Below are 21219 nucleotides of genomic sequence, written 5' to 3' on the forward strand. Positions count from 1 at the left end.
ACAAATCAAAATTTGTACCCCATTCAAACTAAAGGAGGTAGTCATTTGACTAATTTCGATTACTTAAAAAAAGAGCCGAAATTTGACACATTTTCCGATGTGGCAATTACGGCGGAGAAAATATTATATATTGATCCTACCTCCTGCATTCTGAACTGCCGTAGGGCTATGGAGTTTGCAATCAAGTGGCTCTATTCAGTAGATAAGGAGCTTAAGATGCCGTACCAAGACACACTGGTGAGTCTTATGAGTACGGAAGAGTTTAAGGATATTTTGGGCGAGGATCTTATTACTCGTCTGGTTTTGATTCGGAAAATGGGGAATAATGCAGCTCACACAACGAATAAACTGACAGAAGATGATGCAGCGCTTTGCCTTGAAAATCTTCATATCTTTTTTGACTTTATCTCATATTGTTACTCGGACAATTACGAAGAACATAGTTTTGATAAATCATTGCTCACGAAGAAAGAGGAAGAACTACCTAAGAAGAAATTTCCAGATGTGGATATGGAGGCCTTACTTGCTGAAAATGCAGCTTTAAAGGAAGAGCTTACATCACGAAGAAAAGAGCAGGTAGAAAGCTATGTGCCAAAACCTTTGGAACTGTCCGAATACAAAACCCGAAAGATTTATATTGATACCATGCTGATGGATGCTGGCTGGAAGGAAGGTTCTGATTGGATAAATGAAGTAGAGCTTCCGGGAATGCCTAATAAATCTGAACTAGGCTATGCAGACTATGTTCTTTATGACAATGCACATGTGCCTCTGGCAATCATTGAGGCCAAGAAAACTTGTGTGGATGTTTCTCAGGGGAGACAGCAAGCCAAGCTCTATGCAGATATTTTAGAAAAGAAATATAAAAGAAGGCCTTGTATATTTTTGACTAATGGTTTTGAAACCAGAATCATTGATGGACAGTATCCGGAAAGAAAGGTCTCCAACATTTATTCTAAAGCAGACTTAGAAAAAATGTTTAATTTAAGAAGAATACGGACTTCCTTAGACCACATCACCATAGATAAAAATATTGCAGGAAGATACTATCAGGAAGCGGCTATTAAAGCAGTTTGTCATAGTTTTGATAAGAAAAATCGCCGTAAGGCTCTCCTTGTAATGGCTACAGGTTCCGGTAAAACGAGAACAGTACTGGAATTATGTCATGTTCTTCTTGATGCCGGATGGGTAAAAAATATCCTATTTTTGGCTGACAGAACATCTTTGGTATTACAAGCTAAAAGAGCCTTTGTGAACCTTTATCCGTCCCTTTCGGTAACGAATTTGTGTGAAGACAAAGGGAATTATAATGCCCATTGTGTATTTTCCACCTATCAGACAATGATGAGTTGTATTGATTCTGTAAAGCAGGAAGACCAGAAGCTTTTTACCTGTGGACATTTTGATTTGTTAATTTGTGATGAAGCGCACAGATCGGTTTATAACAAATACAAGGATATCTTTACTTACTTTGATTCTCTGCTGGTAGGGCTTACTGCAACACCAAAAGATGACATAAAGAATACTTATGAAGTCTTTGACTTGGAACCGGGAGTTCCTACTTATGGCTATGAATTGGCTCAGGCAGTAAAAGATGGATATCTTGTAGATTTTCTATCGGTAGAAACGAAACTAAAATTCATAGAAGAGGGCATTGTCTATGCAGATCTTTCTGAAGAAGATAAGGAAAGATATGAAAGTACCTTTGAGATGGAAGATGGAGAACTTCCGGAGTCCATTAGTTCCTCTGCTCTAAATTCGTGGATTTTCAATGAAGATACCATTCGACAAGTTCTTCATATCCTTATGACGGAAGGCTTAAAAATTGACTATGGACAGAAGATTGGAAAGACTATAATCTTTGCTAAAAATCATGACCATGCAGAAAAGATACTGGAAGTCTTTAATAAAGATTATCCCTATTTAAATAACTTTGCACAGGTCATTGATAATAGAATTAACTATGCGCAAAGTCTGATTGATGAATTTTCTAAGGCCGATAAGATGCCACAGATTGCAATCTCTGTGGATATGCTGGATACCGGTATCGATGTACCGGAAGTATTGAATTTAGTATTTTTTAAAAAGGTAATGAGCTATGCCAAGTTTTGGCAGATGATAGGCCGTGGTACAAGACTTTGTCCGGGGCTTATTGATGGTGAAGATAAACGCAAGTTCTATATATTTGATTTTTGCGGAAATTTTGAATTCTTTAGAATAAGTAAGGGCAAGGCAACGGGCAATACACTTGCTCTCCAAGGAGCTATCTTTAACCTTCATTTTAATCTTGCTTACAAATTACAGGGCATAGAATACCAAGAGGATAAGCTCATCGACTACCGTAAAGATCTGGTAGAAAGAATGAGTAAGAAAGTGCAGGAACTTCCAAGGGAACACTTTTCGGTAAGACAGCATTTGAAATATGTAGATCAGTATTCTACAGAAGCAAATTACCAAAGTATACCCTATGAAGATACGAAGATTATTCGAGAGGAATTGGCACCATTAATTCTTCCTAATGAGGACGAAGCTAGCGCAGTACGTTTTGATGCCCTTATATACGGCATTGAGCTTGCATGTCTCTCAAGGGACAAATACGGAAAAGCGCGTAGTGACCTCTTCAATAGAGTGAATGATATTGCTAGTGTTGGCAATATTCCTGAAATACAGGCACAAAAAGATCTGATTAATAAAATACTGCATACGGATTACATAGATCGCTGCAATGTTCATGACTTTGAGGAAATCAGAGAAAAACTACGCGGTCTTATGAAGTATGTTCAAAAATCAAGTCTTCGTTATGACACGAATTTTACAGATAACGTTCTGGAAACAGTTAAGAAAGAATCACAGCTAGAAAATGATAATTTAAAGAATTATAAGGCAAAGGCAGAATACTACATTCGAGCGCATCAGGAAAATGAGATAATCAAGAAATTAAAGTCAAATGTACCTTTAACGAAGAAAGATGTTGAAGGTTTAGAAGAGATCCTTTGGTCTGAATTGGGCAGTAAAAAAGATTATGAGTCAGAGTATGGTGCAAAGCCCCTTGGGGAATTTGTCCGTGAGATTGTTGGCTTGGATATGAATGCTGCAAAGGCTGCCTTTTCAGAGTATCTGGAAAGCAATAATCTGGATAGTAGACAGATTTATTTTGTAAACCAGATTGTTGAGTATATTGTGCATAATGGAATGATGAAGGACTTATCTGTACTTCAGGAATCACCTTTTACCGATCAGGGGAGTGTAGTGGAGATATTTACAGATCTTAGCGTATGGATGGGAATCAGGAAGGTGATTGAGAGGATTAATGAGAATGCTAGAGTGGCGTAAAATGCAAGATTCTCTTGCTCTAAGCATTCGGCAAAACAGCTTGATTATTCTGGCGTTTGAGAGCCAATGAATCCGATGCTCAGAGCCACCAAATCCGAGTGTCGGAGTCATGCGGAATTAAATATCTTTCCGATGTTCAGAGCCATATCCTACATTGAATTTACTTGAATTTACGGTAATTGTACTGAATAGTTGAAAGGTGCTAAAAACATGGATTTCAAAGCGATGAGAGACCGAATTGAAGATATGGTAAATGATAACCATAGGGACTTTGTTAAGGCAATTATTAGTATAGAAAAAGGCATAAACGATGAAGGTGCTTTGGACAAGCTCTATGACGCTTATATGGATAATGATAGCCTTAATTTGCTAAATGAGGAATTTGACCATATGATTGAGGATTTAAGGAAGTAGGGCAGATAAAAGACTTACTCTATGTTCGAGAAGAGGGCAATCTTATCAATATTATAGGATATACTGTTGTAGAGATTGATGCAGCCGAAAGAGAAAAAATCTCGAAAAATTACCGAAAAGTCCAGACAGCAAGTGATGGCAAATTCTATGAGGTGCTTGCAGATTCTAAAAATATCATGGTGAAAGAAAAATAAGATGGAGAGGAGGCAGAACAATGACGATTGAAGAAATTCTCGGTGGAGAATCAAAAAACCTAGAATACAAGGGTGAACGCCCTGCCAAAAGCAAGTCATATATGAAGTCAGTAGTGGCTTTTAGTAATGGTGTTGGTGGAAAAATCGTATTTGGCATCGAGGATAAAACGCTGAAAGTTCTTGGTGTGCCTGATAATATCCTATTCTCAGAAATGGACGCTATCGCCAATGTAATTTCTGATCAGTGTGAACCAATGATTGTACCGGATATCTATATGCAAACGATAGAAGATAAGACGGTTATTGTGGTGGATATCGTAGAAGGGGCGCAGAAACCATACTACATTAAGAGTGAAGGTATTGATGATGGTACCTATATTCGTGTTGCAGGAACCACAAGACCGGCAGACGAGTATATGATTCAGGAACTTCGACTGGAAGGCAGCAGATGCTCGTATGATGAGATGCCTTGCATTGGGGTGGAAATTACAGAGGATGATATTGCTGATCTTTGCAAGCGCATGAAGGAAGAGGCTGTTTATAATACCTTGAACGAAGAGGAAAAGAAAGTAATCAGAGATGTTACAGTGGAGCAGCTACTTTCATGGAGAGTCATTGGTGAAAGAAACGGAAAGTATTATCCAAATAATGCTTATGCCATCTTGACCGGAGACTATCGTGTGCCGAATACCATTCAGTGTGGCGTATTCAAAGGTTCTACAAAGGCAATTTTTGTGGATCGCAAAGAATACACCGGCCCGGCATGGGAACTTGTAGAAGAAGCATTCCAGTATGTTCTGCGAAATATCCGTATGGGGGCAACCTTCAAAGGCGTTTACCGTCAAGACGTTTATGAAATACCGCCATTTGCAATCCGTGAATTGATCGTAAATGCGGTTGTTCATCGTAGTTATGTGGATCGTGGGAATATTCAGATTGCAGTCTATGATGATCGATTGGAGATTTTATCCCCTGGTAAGTTGCCGAAAACGCAGACTTTTGCAGGAATGAAAAAAGGTAGATCCAAAATTAGAAATGAAGCATTGGCAAAGGCATTTTCCTATATGAAACTGATGGAAAAGTGGGGAAGCGGAATTCCGAGAGTTGTTCGAGAAGTATGTGATGAAGGACTTGCTGTTCCTGTATTTGAAGGTGGAGAGGTAGACCTTGTTGTAAACATTTATCGCAAGGGAATTGGCCCGAGCGAAGATAGAACTGCGACTGATGCGACTAATAATGCGACTGATGCGACTGAAATTGCAACCAATGCGACTGAACTAACAGAAGACGAGAAGCTGATAATCGTTGCGGTAAAACAAAATCCGAGTATTACGCAGCAGGCCTTGCATAATCAGACTGGAATCACGATAGGAACTATCAAGCGTATTCTGCCTAGGCTACAGGAAAAAGGCGTTCTTATAAGAGAAGGAAACCGTCGTTCTGGAAATTGGAAGGTGATTAAGTAAATGGCAGAATTGAATCTAAAACAGATTATTAATCGTCTGAATGAAGAGTTTATCGGGGATACCGGAAAACTTGTGTTTTGGTATGAGGATAAGAGGAAATTTGCAGATACATAGAAAATGAAGAGTTTACGAAATATTTTATGGACGCCCATGAGTATGGAAGCATCACAGAGCATGTGAGATAGAGAGGTGTACATATGGCAGTGATAGAGTTAGAGGAAAATCAGATTAATGATATGTTGTATGAACTTGATATGTGTCAGGATGATGAGAAGAAGTGTGCAAATATCTTTTAGATGAATTGGAGATGGAGTATACGGACCTGAAACAGTTTGATAAAAGAGAGAACGTTGCGTAAAGTTGAAATCGAATCATCTAAGAAAAAAACGGGAAGAGCCTGATAGAAAGTTTAATGATTTTATAAATCACTCTCCATAAAAAATGGAGTAAAGTTTAAAAAGTGTTTAAACTTTTCACACTTTTTAAACTAAGATATCAATCTGATACAGAATTCTTTGTGAATCCTATTAAATACAATAAAATTCCAAACAAAGGCAGATTTTATGAATGAGGAACAGTATTTATCAAGAATCAGACAACTGGAAGAGGAAATCGAATATCTGCATAGCCTTCTTAATGATGCCGGGGTTTCTTATGAATTAGAAGTCAAAGAGTCAGATGACTTCTCTCCGGATAGGAATCCGGCTTTTGAGGAGGATCAAGGAGCACGCATCCTTCCTGTTAAGCTCACAAAGCAGCACGTTCAATATTTCTATCATTTGTTTAAGGGTAGAAATGATGTGTTTAGTAAGAGGTCCGGAAAAGCAAATAAGAAGACCGGAAAACATGGTTATTATACGCAATGCTGGAACTTTTGGAAGGATGGAATTTGCCTAAAGAAGGATAATCCACAGTTCCATTGTGGAGAATGTCGGAATCAAAGATACAAGGAGCTGACCGGGCAAGCATTATATGAGCACTTACTTGGAGTAAAAGAAGATGCTTCGGATGTTATAGGACTATACCCGATGTTTCCGGATGAGACGATTAATTTTTTGGTATTCGACTTTGATTGCCATGATGAGTTAAACGGTGGGGATGATGGTGCGAATATTGATTCGGAATGGGTAGCGGAAGTTAATGCTTTCAGAAAGATTTGTGAAAATAATGAAGTTCCCGTTCTGGTTGAACGTTCTCGCTCCGGAAAAGGCGCCCATATCTGGATATTTTTTGAAAAGCCTATTCTGGCAAGTACTGCGCGTCGATTTGGAACAGCACTTTTAACCCAAGGTGCTGAATCTGTAAATATGCGAAGTTTTAAGTACTATGATAGAATGCTTCCGGCTCAGGATCATTTGCCTATTAATACAAAAACAGGTAAGCCGGGGCTTGGAAATCTAATTGCCTTACCGTTACAGGGGCAGGCTCTTAAGTACGGAAATAGTGCCTTTGTGGATGAGAATTGGAATGCTTATCCCAATCAATGGGATTGCTCAAGGGAAATCAAGAAAATTGCTACTGAAACAGTCGAAAAAAAGATACAAGAATGGTCTTTGTCCGGAATCCTAGGTGTACTCAATAATGATTTCAATACGGATACAGTAGACACTGATAGTATAGCGGATGAAAAGGAGACTAAGCCTTGGAAAAAAGGGAAAATAGCTTTTCGTAAAGAAGATGTTTCCGCTACAGTGGAAATCGTTATTGCTGATAAAGTATACATTAGCACAAAAAGCATGAAACCGAGAATGCAAAATGCTTTACGACGTATGGCGGCATTTAGTAATCCTGATTTTTATAAGAAATCTGCTATGGGATTATCAACAAAAGGAATTCCGAGAATCATTTTCTGCGGTTATGATGAGGCCGGCTATATCTGTATTCCACGAGCCTTACTGGAATCGATAGTGGATAGATTCCAAGAAGCAGACATCCCAATTACACTGACTGATCATAGGACTGTCGGAAATGCATTGGATATTACTTTTAACGGCACTTTGTACGATGAACAGATGAGAGCGGCCAAGGCTATTTTAGAACATGATAATGGTGTTCTTGCGGCAACCACTTCTTTTGGTAAAACCGTTGTTGGCGCGTATATGATTGCAGAAAGGAAAACCAATACTCTGATACTTGTTCATAATACGGAAATCCAGAAGAATTGGATTGAGGATTTAAACAAGTTTCTGGATATAAACGCTGAGTTACCAGAATATAAGACAAAAACAGGAAGAGTAAAAAAGAGAAAGAATATCATTGGAAAGCTACATGCCGGTCATAATTCGATGACCGGTATTATCGACGTTGCAATATTTTCCTCCTTGGGAAGGGGGGATGAAATCAATCCCATGCTTGCGCAGTACGGAATGGTAATCATGGATGAATGTCATCACGGAGCGGCTCAGACGGTGGAAGATATTGTTGGTTCTGCAAAAGCGAAATATGTTTATGGCTTAACGGCAACTCCGAAACGGGAAGATGGATTGGAAAAGAAAGTTTTTATGCAGTTTGGTCCCATAAGATTCCGCTATATGGCAAAGGAAAGAGCGGTAAAACAAGGGATTGATCACTTTGTTTATCCAAGATTTACAAGGTTGGTCAGTGCATCGAATTTAAAAGTTACGGAGGCAAACAGGGCAGTTATTGAATGTGAATCCAGAAATGAACAGATTATTTCGGATGTTGTAAATTGCATTCAAAATGGTAGAACGCCTCTCGTCCTAACCAAATATAAGGAACACGCTGAGCTTTTATATCAACGATTGCAGGGGAAGGCAGATCATGTTTATCTTTTGCAAGGAGGGGGTAGCAGAAAAGCTAAGGATGAGATGAGAATTCAAATGAGAGCAGTTCCGGATGCGGAGTCTATCGTCCTTGTTGCTATTGATAAATATATTGGCGAAGGCTTTAATTTTCCTCGTCTTGATACAATGATGCTTACAATGCCTGCAGCCGCAGAAGGAAATATTGAGCAGTTTGCCGGGCGCTTGCATCGGGATTATGACACGAAGGCAGAAGTAATCATATACGATTATGTGGATTCTCATATACGTGTGCTGGAGAAGATGTATCATAAGCGCCTAAGGACTTACAAGAAAATCGGATATGAAATTTGCAATAATATTATTGTCGAAAAACAGAATGTCAATACTATTTTTGATATAGAAAGTTATGAAAAAGTATATGAAAAAGATTTACTGGAGGCCAATAAGGAAATTATTATTTCCAGTCCCGGATTAAATCACGCCAAGGTTGATGCTTTCGTAAAGCTTATAAGACAGAGACAGGAAGATGGAGTTAAGCTTACGGTAATAACCCTTAATCCGGAGGGATATCCGGAAGAAAAGATTGAGGATACAAAAAGACTTGTAGAGATACTTAAAAATTGTGGTGTCAGAATTAAGCTTCAGGAGCATATGCATGAACATTTCGCTATCATAGATGAAGAGATAGTATGGTATGGAAGTATGAATTTTCTATCACGAGCGAAGGTGGATGACAATCTAATGCGTGTAAAAAGTAAGGATGCAGCACAGGAATTATTGGAAATAAGTTTTGGATAAGAAATATTGAAGGTGGTATAATTTGGTTACAGGAATAGTACACCATTGAATTATTAGGGAGGAATGGTAAATATGACATTGACTGAAATTGTAAACGGATTTAACACTATACCATTTCTATTTATCGGTTCTGGAATGTCAAGAAGATACTTAGAACTACCCAACTGGGAAAGTTTATTAAAGCATTTTGCCGAACAAATTAGAAATGATAAATTTGCTTATCAATACTATGTAAATAAGGCATCTGTTGGGAATTCCTCTATGATTCTGCCAAGAGTTGCATCGTTAATAGAAAGTGATTTCAATGAAGAGTGGTTTAGCAATCCTGCAAAGCGTAATCTTAATGAAAAGGAATTAGAAAGTGTAGCTAAAGATATCTCTCCATTTAAAGCGGAAGTTGCTGCCTACATTAAACGCTCTTTTTCTATAAATCCACAATATCAAAAAGAAATAGAATTATTGGAAAAAATCTCCTCAAACAGCATATCAGGAGTTATTACAACAAATTACGATACGTTTTTAGAGGATCATTTTGATGGATATAAAACTTATATTGGACAGAGTGAGTTGATATTTTCTCCATTGCAGGGAATTGCAGAGATATATAAAATACATGGTTCAGTTGATTCGCCGGAAAGTATCGTTATAAATGAAAAAGATTATCAGATTTTTGACGAAAAGGAAAAGTATCTTGCGGCAAAACTGATGACTATTTTTATGGAATATCCAATTATTTTTCTTGGTTATTCTATAAGTGACTGGAATATTCAGCAGATTATTCGATCGATAGTAAGCTGTCTCGATACACAACAGTTACACAAACTGTCTGATCGTTTTATTTTCGTCGAATACCAACCTAATAATAGCGGAATAGAGATATCTTCTTATGCGGTCATGATTGAATCAGAACCTTTGCAGATGACAAAGATTGGTCTTAGCGACTTTTCTCAATTATATCGTGCGTTAGAAATGAAAAAAGCAAAAATGCCGGTTAGATTGCTAAGGCATTTTAAAGAGGAAATATATAATTTTGTTATTACAAATAGCCCGACTGCAACAATGCGGGTGGCTTCAATTGATGATACGAGGGTTAAAGATGAGGATTTAGTATTAGCCATCGGCAGAGCTTCAGAATTTGGATTGAAAGGATTAAGTGGTCTTGATGCAAGTGAGTGGTATAGAAATATAGTCCTTGGAGACTTGAATTTTAGCGCAGATGAACTCTTGCGATACGCTTTTCCTAAGTTACTTAAACAGAACTCAAACAAGCTTCCGGTTAACAAGCTGTTAGTAAGTGCAAAAGATAGTTATCCGGAGGCTGAGGAACTTGCACTTAAGTATACTTTTGATAAGATAATTTCTAAAACTATACGGAATCAACGACATATAGTAGAAAAGTATCACTCTGTCATGGACATCTGGAATTTAAAGTCTGCTACGATTGAGAAAAAAACTAGGCTAGTGGCTCACCTTCCTGAGGATAAGATTTCAATCGACGAGCTGGAAACGATTCTAAAAGAATTGTTTGAGCAAAATAGAAATATTCTCCATGATGCAACAACACCAGTAAAAACAAATATAAGACGCTTGATATTGATTTACGATTATTTAAAATGGGGAAAAAGAAAAGAGCCGTCTGACTAAAGCACCTGTAAACAGACACCGTTCAGAGGACCCTTTTGAATTGATACACCAATCATATCAGCATCTGCATGCAGACACCTTACTAATATAGCGCATTACATTCATTGAACTCCTTTAATCTAATTCAAAAAAAAGATGGTGTCAAGCAATATCAGAAAAAAAGAGAAAAGAATTGAAGAAAAAAGAGAGTAGAACATGTTTTTTTATTTATACAAGAGATACCAAGTAGATATATTACAAAAGGATAGCACATTCTCTTTTAAGGATATGCAGCTATATGAAAAAATTTTTTTAGCAATGTGGATTATTGGTTCAATGCTCATACTTGCGTTTGCTTTATTGGGATATATGATAGGTATATTTGGATCTTCTGCAATACTTATTATTGCTTTTTTGATTTTGATTATCGGTGGAAGTAATAAATTGGAACAAAAGAGAATATTAAATGAAAAAATCGGGCCTGCTGCTGAGAAAAGAATGAATGAGATGGTTAATTTATTAAGGTCTTTTCATATTGATGTACATAATAAAAAGCAGTTGGACGAGATTATCGTAATGGCTAGAAAGGAGGAAGAATTGTATGATACATGGAAAGGATTTAGGGGATTATTTAAAGGGATGTCAACATACATCTTGCTTCCTATAATCTCTATTTTATTAGCTGAGTATTTTAAAGATGTTGCATGGCCAATACTTATTACTAGAGCTATTGTATTAATGCTTTTCTGTCTCAGTATGGTAATGATGATTTTCGTCTTTTCTATGGGGATTACGGACATTTTGAATCCAGAGATTAGAGATTTAAGACGTTTGATTCGTGATATCGAAGATATAAAAGTATTTTTTAGAGATGGAGATTCTTCACTTTCTCTTTTGAAAAATGACAAGTGAATTTGGAAAAAGTTACGACAAGAGTAATTTACGAAATATGCACAGTGTTTATTCTACAATTATAATTCAGGACGCACTGAATCCTGAATTAAGCTGGACTCATTATCGATTTCTAATGAAATTTTCTGATGAAAAAAGATATTATCACTTCATTTGTTGCATAAGCAACAAATTCATTTTCTTTTTAAATGATAATTAGATTATGCTAACAAGAATCATAGTATACTTAGCAGACTATTATCGTAAAAATCGAGCTGATTTTATCCGGCAAGTGAAATAACTAAACCTGCCTTATAGATTATCATAAGAAATCAGTGGAATGAGAAGGAGAAGAAAATGGATAAGATTTTGGATTTGGATAAAAGTGTTGCATCCCTTGTAAAGGAGTATCCGGAAGTTGCCGACATCATGGTTGAATTAGGATTCACGGAAATTAAAAATCCTGCCATGCTGGCTTCTGTAGGTCGGATTATGAATCTGAAGAAAGGATCTCAGATGAAGAAGATTCCTATGGAGGAGATTATTCGCGCATTCCGGGAAAAGGGATTTGAGATAACGGATGGAGGGAAGCCCTTTCCTACTGAGTCTGTAGATGCAACTGATGAAGCCAAGATAGCTAAGGCATCTAAGGTATCTGAGGAGACTAAGATAGCTGATGCATTTGAGGCAACTAAAGCTCCGGTAGATCGTGCAGAAGTCCTGCGTTCGCTTTTGGATCGTCTGTCCGAGGGGGAGGATCTGGAGTCTGTGCGTGCAGATTTTGTACGGGATTTTAAGGATGTGGATCCTGCGGAAATCATGAGGGCGGAGCAAGGGCTCATGGAGTCCGGCATGCCTCTTTCGAAAGTACAGAAGCTTTGTGATGTGCATTCGGCCCTCTTCCATGGAGATACTAGAGAAGAGCAGATTGCCAATGCGGAAAGAGCTGTACAGGCTTCTTTAAAGAATCAGCCAGGGAAAGAGGAGAAAAATTACATCAATAAAAGTGAAGAGGCAGATGCCTTGATTCAGATTCCCGGACATCCTCTTGCAACATTTACCAAGGAAAATGAGGCTCTTGGGAAGTATTTGGAAAACACGAAGGCAAGATGGGAAAGCTTGGTAGAGAGCCTTTCCGGAAAAGCCGGCGGAAAAAATAAAGCAGAAATAGCAGAAAAATCAAAAGGAGTACAAGGCGCAAAAGGAGTACAAGGCGCAGAAGGAGTAGAAGACGCACTAGGCGCACCGGATTGGGAAGCTTTGCTGGCTGCATTTTCAGAGGAGCTTGCAAAACTCCGTTCCTTTACCGTGCACTATGCGAAGAAGGGAGACCTTCTCTATCCGCTTTTAAAAGTGAAATACGACATTTCCGGTCCTTCTCAGGTCATGTGGACAGTGGATGATGAGATTCGGGATACTCTGGGAGAGCTGAAAAGGGAGCTTAGCGAGAAGAGCAAGGGAGTGAGAGCACTCAAGAACACCGGAGAAGATCTGGATGATGAGGAAGAAGAGTACATTAGAAGCAAAGCAGAGATTGCGGAAAGTAACCTAAACAGCTTTTTCCTAAAGAATTATCTTGCCGTACGGAACCGTATGGAGGAGATGATTTATAAGGAGGAAAATATTCTCTTCCCCATGTGCGCCCTACAGTTTCAAAAAGAGGAGTGGATACAGATTTATTTTGATTCCAAAGACTATGAAACATGTTTTTCCGTGGAAAATGCAACTTGGAAGGAAGCGGAAGAAACCGGCAATACTCCGGAAAAATGGAGGGCAGTTGAAGCTGCAGGAGAATCAGAAAGAGAGAAAGATGAGAAAGAAGCTTCCGAGGAACGTTCCGGAGATGTTCACACCGCTGAACTTCCTCAGGGAGTCGGAAAAATGCTGGAGGATCTGCTTCGCAGGGTAGAATCCCTGGAAGGAAAATCCGGGCATAGTGGAGAGTCCCCTTCTGCAAGCGATGGAGAAATCATCATGCCTGGTGGACATTTGAAGAAAAATGAGCTTATCGCCATGTTAAATACCCTTCCGGTGGAGATTACTTTCGTAGATAAGGATAATATTAACCGTTTCTTTAATGAAGGACCAAAGGTCTTTAAACGCCCGCAAATGGCCATTGACCGGAAAGTATTTTCCTGCCATCCTCCCAAAGTGGAACCTATGGTGCGTATGATTATCGGAAACTTCCGGGAGGGAAAGGAAGATGAAGTTCCTATCTGGATGGAGAAAGGCGGAAAGCCCTTCTTGGTGCGCTATATGGCCGTTCGGGACAAGGAGCAGAACTATGTGGGAACCCTGGAAGCGGTAACAGATATGACAGAGGTAAAAGAACATTTCCGCCAGTATTTTAAGAGTCATCCGGAGGAACTGTAAAATTGAGGCTGTACAAAATCAAAATAATTTTCTAAGCAATATAGGTTTGAATTTGGGGCACGCTCTCGCTAGCTTCGCCACGTAGCGGTACTAACTTCAAGCTTCGTCTTACTCGCTTTCAGTAAGTACCGACGGGCTCAGACTACCCCTTCATTAAGACCTATATTGCAGAAAATTAGTTCTTTTATTTTGATTTTAACAGCCTAGTTATGAGCACAAAAATAGAAAAAATGCCTGCACGGAAAAGTGCAGACATTTTTTTAAAACCGATTTTTTCTGCTGTAAAACTATTGAAAATACGGCACTTTAACCGTATGAGGACCAAATCCAGGACGCGCTGCGTCCTAAATTGAGCTAGTTTATATCTACAGCTATATTTTGAAGTGCTTTATTTTCATTAATTTGAAACTTGAAAATATGCCTCTTTTAGCTTATTAACTCTTGCCTTAAACTTTCGCAGATTTCTGCCATGTTCAGTATATCTTCTTGCGGGACGAGTTCGCTAAGGTCATACGCAAGTGGATTACTTGAGAAGTCGCTAAGGACTCTATCCAAAAGTTCATAGTCTTCCGGTGCTGCAATAATTTTTATTCTATTTGAAGCGGTATCAAAAGGTTCTAAATCATGTAAATCAACATCACCGCTTACTTTACATTCTAATAAAATCGCCGCAAGGTCGGTTAGTACATCAATAGCAAAATGAAAATCAACATAAATTCCAATAGAATTAGTAAATCCTAAAGGACTAACAGTTTTTCTAAAGTCTTCCCCTTGTTTATGAAGCCCTAGTTGTTTTAGTATTTCGGAAAAAGAGATGGTATTACCAGCTTGATCTTCTAAAAAAGCAATAAGATTTAGACTATCATCGCTATCTCCAATGTAGTTATTCCAATATTTGTTTTCAATATACATTCTAAGTTCCTCCACAACTTATGATTTGAATGGTTCTATATAATATAAAGCGTTCCGAGTCATAATTCCGGAATCATTCTATGCTATGCATGTAATGATTATTTTATCTATGCTTCTTAAAAATCCGGAAACATTACATCCTCCGTCTTTACCAGCTTTGCCTTTCCGTCCGTATCTTTTGCGATATAAAAGAGCTCATAGCTTATTTTCGTATCTGTTCCCCTGGGATCCTTGGCGGCAAATATCACGTCTTCTTCGGGCTTTCCTTCCTGCGTGTGCTTTCCGATATAGGCTAGGGGAATATAGTAGGCATTTTTGTCATCCGGTACAGCCTCTTTAAAGGCATTTTGGATTGCCGGAATATTTTCCGGGAGATAGGAGCCGGTATTGTCAATGTAATCTTCTCCCTCTTCTCTGGATTCTTCTGTGGGAAAGAGAATGGCACTTCCCATTACCTCGGACTTTCCGGAAAGGTCCTGATAAATCTGTAAAAGTACAAAGGAGACATTTTCCTGATAATCCGTCCAAGTACTCTTACATAGGTAAAGGTAGTTTGTGCCGGAAACAACTTGGGTGCCCAGCAGGGCTATGGGCTCATAATGGGTATAGTTATAGCCATTTGGAAATGCCGCTTCAAATGCATTCATGGCATCCGGGTTATCCTTCAGAGAGAAGCTTACGAGATTCGTGTTATAAGCCCCCACGAGTGGAGCATCGGTATTATTCTTAGCCTGTTCTTTCGCTTCTGCGGTTGCTCCGGATGCTGATGGTTTCAAAGTACTGCTTTCTTTTTCAGCTTCCGTGGGACTTACTGTGCTACTTTCCTGTGCCGTTTTGCTGCTACAGGCGGTAATGGTTAGAGCGGATAGTGCTGCGATGACCAGTGTATGATTTAAAAGATTCTTTTTCATTTTCTCTCCCTCTTATATTTCTAGCTTTTGTCTCCCTCTTGTACTTCTAGCTTTTTCCTATGTATTATAAATCGAAAAATGGAAACTGCTTCTTACAAAACAGAGTCAATCTTGGATTTAATTCAATCGAAAAGCAATTTCATCGATTTTTTTCAGCCGTAAATTCAAGCGTAAAATTTTACGATTGAATTTGCGGCTGTTTTCAATTACTATTGTCCTAACAACAAGGAGGGAATGGGAATGAAAGAGACTAGACAGCTGGAATTTAAATCAGATATTTCCAATACATTTTTAAAAACGGTGAGTGCATTTGCCAACTATGATGGTGGACAGATTATATTTGGTGTAGGAGATACAGGTGAAAAAATCGGGCTAAAGGATCCGGCAGAGACCTGCCTTCTAATAGAGAATAAAATTAATGATGCCATTCGCCCCCAGCCTCAGTATGAACTATCGGTGAATGAGAAAGATAAAACCGTAACCCTTACAGTGGAGGCGGGACCGGCTAAGCCTTATACCTATAAATCCAAAGCTTATCGAAGAAATGATACCTCGACTATTGAAGTGGATGAACTGGAACTAAGCAGATTGATACTGCAGGGAAGAAATATTCACTATGAAGAGCTCCCTGCGGATACACAAGAGCTTTCCTTTTCGGAGTTGGAGCGGAGAGCTAAACAGGAGATAGGAATAAAATCTTTAAATAAAGACATTTTGAAGACCTTGAATTTATATCAAGATGGAGAAGGCTATAACCATGCGGCAGAGCTCCTTGCGGATCAGAATCATTTTCCCGGAATTGATGTGGCCAGATTCGGGGAAGATTTAAGCATTATTTTGAAGCGTGCAGTGTTGGAAAAGGAGTCTATCCTTTCTGAACTGGAGAAAGCAGTTGAGATCTATCGTGATTATTATCAGTATGAAGAAATCCGGGGAATGGATAGGGTAAAAGTAGAGAAGATTCCTGAGGAAGCATTCAGAGAAACCATTGCCAATGCCTTGATTCACAGAACCTGGGATGTCAACGCGCAGATTCGTGTGCTGATGTTTGAAGATAGAATTGAAGTCAGCTCCCCGGGAGGATTACCGGCAGGACTTTCAGAGGAAGAGTACTTAAAGGGAAATATCTCTATGCTCAGAAATCCTATTTTGGGTAATGTATTTTATCGTTTGCATATTGTGGAAATTCTTGGTACCGGAATTATTAGAATTAAAGAAGCTTATAAAGAAAGCCAAAAGAAGCCGGTTTTTGAAGTCTTTGAGAACTCCATTAAAGTCACCTTGCCAGTCATCAGCAATATAAATCTTAATGCAGATGAGGCTGTTGTATATGCTGTATTAAGGAAAAACTATCCGAAATCCATTAGTGAAATTATGGAAGAAGTCCCATTTGGGAAATCAAAGATAGCGGCACTGTTAAAGAGAATGGCGGAGAATCATTACGTTACGATTGTAGGTAGTGGAAGAGGAACGAAGTATAAGATTTAGAAAAAAGGTTATAGAAGGTCTATTCATTGCAGAATTGATTTCATTATAGATACCATTTGAATTTAGATTCGATAAGGTTTTTATATTGCGACAATAGTGCATAGGCAGTAATATATTTGTACACATACATTGTAATTTATTATGTTAGCGAAGGAGGTATTCTGCTATGAGTATAAGAGAAAAAGAAGTATTTCATATGCAATTAGTCTTAATACCGATTTTGGCGAAGGCATGGAAGAAAACCTATTCCGAACTATCAGATTTGTTAAAGAAATATGAAGTATTAAGCTACATTGATGTTTGCTATGAAGCTTATAATTCTACCGGGAATCAAGGGATTATCGATGATTTGCAAGACTATATTGAGATGCAGGGAGGCTTGCTTTTTTAGAACGCAGGAAGCTGTAAATACACTAAGCTTTGATAAAGTGAAAAGGCAGGTGATTGAATAATGATTACAAGTGCAGATCAGAAAAAAGCTATGCTAAATATAGCCGTATTTCTTGTGGAATATATTATGAAAGATAAGGGGTATTCAAGGGATGAGGCAGTTGAATTTTTGATGAAAACCACTGTTTATGCAGCCTTGATGGATGAAGAAACAGACCTTTATCTGGAATCAAGAGAATCCGTCCTGGATATCTTAAAAGAGGAATTGGCCGGAAATCCGTATAGATTGCTGGTGGTATAATAATTTTCTTTCATGCGTGCTTTTTATCTTGGACAACATAGCTTCTAGGCAAGAGTTTAAATGCACTCTGCTAAGAGGCTATTTTTATTTCTTCAAATAGACCTCCCCCTCCATCTATGCTATACTTTCTCTGTAATTAAACTTTGCTGTTTTTTGAAAGTTCTTAACGAATTTTCTCATCAAAGGAGGTCTATGATTACCTATCGTTGTAAGCAATGTGGCGCCCAGTTGGAGCTTGGCAGTGCCGGCGGGTTTCAGTGCCCCTATTGCGGGGCGAGAGCCTTTATGTCCGATGCGGAATTCAAAGGGAATCATGAGTTTCGGAAGAAGCTTTTGGCCTATTACAAGGCGAAAGCAAGCGAGAAGGAAAATGACTATAGCGGCGATGCCCTGTGGGAAGAGCTGGGAACTGCCACCTATCCTATGGCAAATGGCAAGAATTTAACCCTCTCCTATATGGATCGTTATTCTTATCCGGAGATGCTTTGTTACTTGTGCCGAGAGTCGGTGGTCTATGTCTTTGACCGGGAGGATGGAGCAAATGCTTTTATGCAGGGCTTAGCTCGTCTTAGCTTTCCGGAGGCGGATGTAAAGTTATCAAGGTGCTTTCCTATGCTAAAGTCTAAGATTGCTTTAGATGCCGGAAAGGTCTGTCTGATATTCACCAGAAAGCCCTACTTTTATCCTGCGGAGGTCTTTGCCCCATTTGCTTCCGAGCATTTAGCCTGGGTAATTTCACGGATGGAAAATATCTGTTGCGCCTTGGAATATTCGGAGCTTCAGCACGGGGATATCACCGCGTCCAGTCTTTTCGTGAATTCTCTTACTCATGAGGGGATGCTCTTTGGGGATTGGAGAAATGTGGAAAGGAAGCGTAGCAATCAGGATTTACTGGATTTGCGAAAGACCGCAAAATCCGTGGCGGAAAATATCCATAGTCCGGCTCTTTTGGAGGAATTTATATTGGCAGAGCCGGAAGGGGATGCCTTTCAGGACTTCGGCGCATGGGATAAGGTGATTGAAGAGGGCTTTGGCGGTCATCGTTTTGTTAAGATGAAATAGGAGGAAAATATGGGTTACGGCAGTTATTCAGCATCAGATTGGCAGAAATTGAAAAGTAGTAGAAAGCTCTCCAATGGGCAGAGGGTTGAGGAAGTATTTACAAGAAGAGAATGTAATCCCAAGATGAATCCGAAATTCATCGGCACCAGAGAGTGTTTTGACTCGGAGGAGCATCCCAATACAACCCCTATAGTTGTGGGCTTGGATGTGACCGGCTCCATGGGCTATCTTGCGGTAGAGCTGGCAACGGGAGCCTTAAATGAGCTGATTACCAAGCTTTATTCCACCGGCGCCGTGGCAGATCCTGCCCTGATGTGTGCGGCTTACGGGGATTTTCAGGATGCATCCCCCTTGCAGGTCACCCAGTTTGAGTCGGATATTCGTATTGCCGAGCAGCTATTAGATATTTACTTTGAAAATCATGGAAATGGTCAGGTGGTACCCACCTGCCTTTGGGAATTCTTATCCCGCCATACCAATATTGATGCGGTGAAGAAAAGACAGCAAAAGGGCTTCCTTTTCACCATCGGAGATATGGCAGAGATTCGTAGTGATTCGGTGGGGGCAACGATTGCCCGGGTTATAGGAGATGAAATCGAAAGGACTGTCACAAAAGAGGATTTATTGAATGAAGTAAAGCAATCCTTCCATGTTTTCCATATCATGATTGGTGGACACAGCCAGGAAAATGAGAAGCTGCTTCCGGGGCATTGTATCGTACTGGAAAGACAGGATATTTCCTGCCTTCCGGAAATCATTATCAGTGCCATTCAGCTGCAAAAGGGAGCTGCTTTAGGGGAAGTTCTTGGTCGTTGGGATGAAATCAATCGTCCTCTGATTAGCGCGGCATTAGCACAGCTATCCTTGCAAAGGGATGAAGATATTTTCCTATAAGCATAATCACTGTCATAGGCACAGCGCTGAATATTTAGCTATGAGAAAATAGCAGTTAATGGCAGGGAATGAACTCATACTTGTAAGAAATAGAAGTCATTAGCAAAAGGATAACAATATTAATTTATGAGAACAATTGCGGTTATCGGCAAGAATTTTGGGGATGAAGGAAAGGGCTCTACTTGCGGCTGTCTTGCTTCATCCCTTAAGAATGCGTTGATTATTAAACATAATGGCGGCGGACAGGCAGGGCACACGGTAGAAGATCCGGAAGGAAAATGGCGTTTTATCCATCATCAGATTGGCGCCGGAGCGGAGTACCATGTGCCTACTTTATTTGCCGACAGCTTTATGCCGGACTTGTTTCAGCTGGGGAAGGAAGTTAAAGAATTTACGGAGCTCTTCGGCTTTCAGCCCATCCTTTATTCTGAAAAAAATGCTAGGATAACAACCATAGATGACGTACTTTTAAATATGGGTGCAGAACTTGCCAGAGGCAAGAATCGCCACGGCTCCTGCGGTATGGGCATAGAGGAATGTGTGCAGCGAAATGCCGCCGGATACGGAATTACCGTGGAAGAGCTTGCTACATGGAGTAATCAGGAATTATTAGACCGTTTAAAGCATATTCGAAAAGAGTATACGGAAAGAAGAGCGGAAATCGTGGGAATTCAAGCACCAGCTTCCTCGAAAGCCATGAGGCAATCGAATCTTATGAATCCCTACTATGAGATGCTAAACAATGAGAGGGTTCTGGAAAACTTTGTAGAGGAAGTGAAGGAGAATGTGAAGCTCCTGACCTTAGTGGATGCGGATAGAAAATGGCTGGAGAAGTTTCAGCATTTGATTTTTGAGACAGGACAGGGCTTGCTTTTGGATCAGGACTATGAAGCTTACGCTCCCCATTTGACTTCTTCAAAAACCGGCATCCATAATCCGGCTATCTTTTTAGAAAAACGAGGTTTATCCCTAGAGGAAGCCATCTATGTAACTCGACCTTATGTCACCCGCCATGGAAATGGGCCTTTACCCTGTGAGGTGAATCGTTCTGAACTTCCCGGCGTGGGAGAGGACCTGACCAATCAGCCTAATGAATGGCAGGGGACTTTACGCTATGCAAAGCATGAGAGCCTGGAAGCCTTTTTTGCACCGGTACTAAGAGATAGGGATTCTGTAAATTGCTTAGAGCATACGGGCGAAACAAAACGTCCCTACCTTCCCAAACTCGCCATCCTTGTTACCCAACTATCGGAAACAGGACATCAACTATACTTTGATGAGGGGAACATTCCCTTTGAAACAATTCAAAAAGAGGGAGAGGAGCTGGGGATTTCTTGCTTGAAAGATATTTGATAGAGAGCTCTTAAACTTCCCTCGAAAATCTCGTAAACAACGCATTTCATG

The 21219-nt window shown here is 39.5% G+C and carries 15 protein-coding genes and 1 pseudogene; 14 read left to right on the forward strand and 2 right to left on the reverse strand.

Annotation, left to right across the window (positions count from 1 at the left end):
• The first annotated feature begins 45 nt into the window (after window positions 1-45).
• The 8 genes and pseudogenes from RYO92_RS07650 (at window position 46) to RYO92_RS07680 (ending at window position 13857) form a co-directional block, all read left to right on the forward strand.
• A complete protein-coding gene (locus tag RYO92_RS07650; RefSeq protein WP_315370006.1) occupies window positions 46-3333 on the forward strand; it encodes a DEAD/DEAH box helicase family protein in 3288 nt (1095 codons plus the stop codon).
• Window positions 3334-3543: 210 nt separating this feature from the next.
• Window positions 3544-3869, forward strand: a pseudogene (locus RYO92_RS07655) (DNA-binding protein); the annotation flags it as partial.
• Between the two features lie 92 nt (window positions 3870-3961).
• Window positions 3962-5407, forward strand: coding sequence for an ATP-binding protein (locus RYO92_RS07660; RefSeq protein WP_315370007.1), 1446 nt, complete (start codon window positions 3962-3964; stop codon window positions 5405-5407).
• A 563-nt stretch (window positions 5408-5970) separates the two neighbouring features.
• Complete coding sequence (locus tag RYO92_RS07665; protein ID WP_442945636.1) at window positions 5971-8970, forward strand: TOTE conflict system archaeo-eukaryotic primase domain-containing protein; 3000 nt, start codon at window positions 5971-5973, stop codon at window positions 8968-8970.
• A 72-nt stretch (window positions 8971-9042) separates the two neighbouring features.
• Window positions 9043-10614 carry an SIR2 family protein gene (locus RYO92_RS07670; RefSeq protein ID WP_315370009.1) on the forward strand — a complete coding sequence of 524 codons (1572 nt, stop codon included), beginning with the start codon at window positions 9043-9045 and terminating at the stop codon, window positions 10612-10614.
• Between the two features lie 195 nt (window positions 10615-10809).
• Window positions 10810-11505 carry a hypothetical protein gene (locus tag RYO92_RS07675; RefSeq protein WP_183682141.1) on the forward strand — a complete coding sequence of 232 codons (696 nt, stop codon included), beginning with the start codon at window positions 10810-10812 and terminating at the stop codon, window positions 11503-11505.
• A gap of 37 nt (window positions 11506-11542) precedes the next feature.
• A complete protein-coding gene (locus tag RYO92_RS11235; RefSeq protein WP_408637128.1) occupies window positions 11543-11704 on the forward strand; it encodes a hypothetical protein in 162 nt (53 codons plus the stop codon).
• A 137-nt stretch (window positions 11705-11841) separates the two neighbouring features.
• Window positions 11842-13857, forward strand: coding sequence for a DUF438 domain-containing protein (locus RYO92_RS07680; RefSeq protein WP_315370010.1), 2016 nt, complete (start codon window positions 11842-11844; stop codon window positions 13855-13857).
• Window positions 13858-14283: 426 nt separating this feature from the next.
• On the opposite strand, the gene RYO92_RS07685 is transcribed toward RYO92_RS07680, so the two are convergent.
• Entirely contained in the window at window positions 14284-14769 is a 486-nt protein-coding gene (locus tag RYO92_RS07685) for an imm68 putative immunity domain-containing protein (RefSeq protein WP_315370011.1), read from the reverse strand.
• Between the two features lie 116 nt (window positions 14770-14885).
• On the reverse strand, window positions 14886-15680 hold the full coding sequence (locus RYO92_RS07690) for a hypothetical protein (protein WP_315370012.1): 795 nt from the start codon (window positions 15678-15680) through the stop codon (window positions 14886-14888).
• Window positions 15681-15920: 240 nt separating this feature from the next.
• Between RYO92_RS07690 and RYO92_RS07695 the strand changes: the two genes are divergently transcribed.
• The 6 genes from RYO92_RS07695 to RYO92_RS07720 all read left to right on the forward strand — a co-directional run bounded on the left by RYO92_RS07695 (window position 15921) and on the right by RYO92_RS07720 (window position 21168).
• The gene (locus RYO92_RS07695; RefSeq protein ID WP_315365352.1) at window positions 15921-17168 is read left to right on the forward strand and encodes an RNA-binding domain-containing protein; all 1248 of its coding nucleotides are present in this window, start codon (window positions 15921-15923) and stop codon (window positions 17166-17168) included.
• 166 nt (window positions 17169-17334) lie between these two features.
• Window positions 17335-17559: a DUF3791 domain-containing protein gene (locus RYO92_RS07700; RefSeq protein WP_308579244.1), complete on the forward strand. Its 225-nt coding sequence runs from the start codon at window positions 17335-17337 to the stop codon at window positions 17557-17559.
• Between the two features lie 60 nt (window positions 17560-17619).
• Window positions 17620-17859 carry a hypothetical protein gene (locus tag RYO92_RS07705; RefSeq protein ID WP_308579245.1) on the forward strand — a complete coding sequence of 80 codons (240 nt, stop codon included), beginning with the start codon at window positions 17620-17622 and terminating at the stop codon, window positions 17857-17859.
• A 192-nt stretch (window positions 17860-18051) separates the two neighbouring features.
• Window positions 18052-18921 (forward strand): hypothetical protein, encoded by an 870-nt coding sequence (locus tag RYO92_RS07710; protein WP_315365351.1) that lies wholly within the window; start codon window positions 18052-18054, stop codon window positions 18919-18921.
• 9 nt (window positions 18922-18930) lie between these two features.
• Window positions 18931-19815, forward strand: coding sequence for a hypothetical protein (locus RYO92_RS07715; protein WP_308579247.1), 885 nt, complete (start codon window positions 18931-18933; stop codon window positions 19813-19815).
• 126 nt (window positions 19816-19941) lie between these two features.
• Window positions 19942-21168, forward strand: a complete 1227-nt coding sequence (locus RYO92_RS07720; protein WP_315370013.1) for an adenylosuccinate synthetase — start codon at window positions 19942-19944, stop codon at window positions 21166-21168.
• The last annotated feature ends 51 nt before the right edge of the window (window positions 21169-21219 follow it).

It is taken from the genome of Oribacterium sinus (genome assembly GCF_963553175.1).
Classification (GTDB): domain Bacteria; phylum Bacillota; class Clostridia; order Lachnospirales; family Lachnospiraceae; genus Oribacterium; species Oribacterium sinus_B.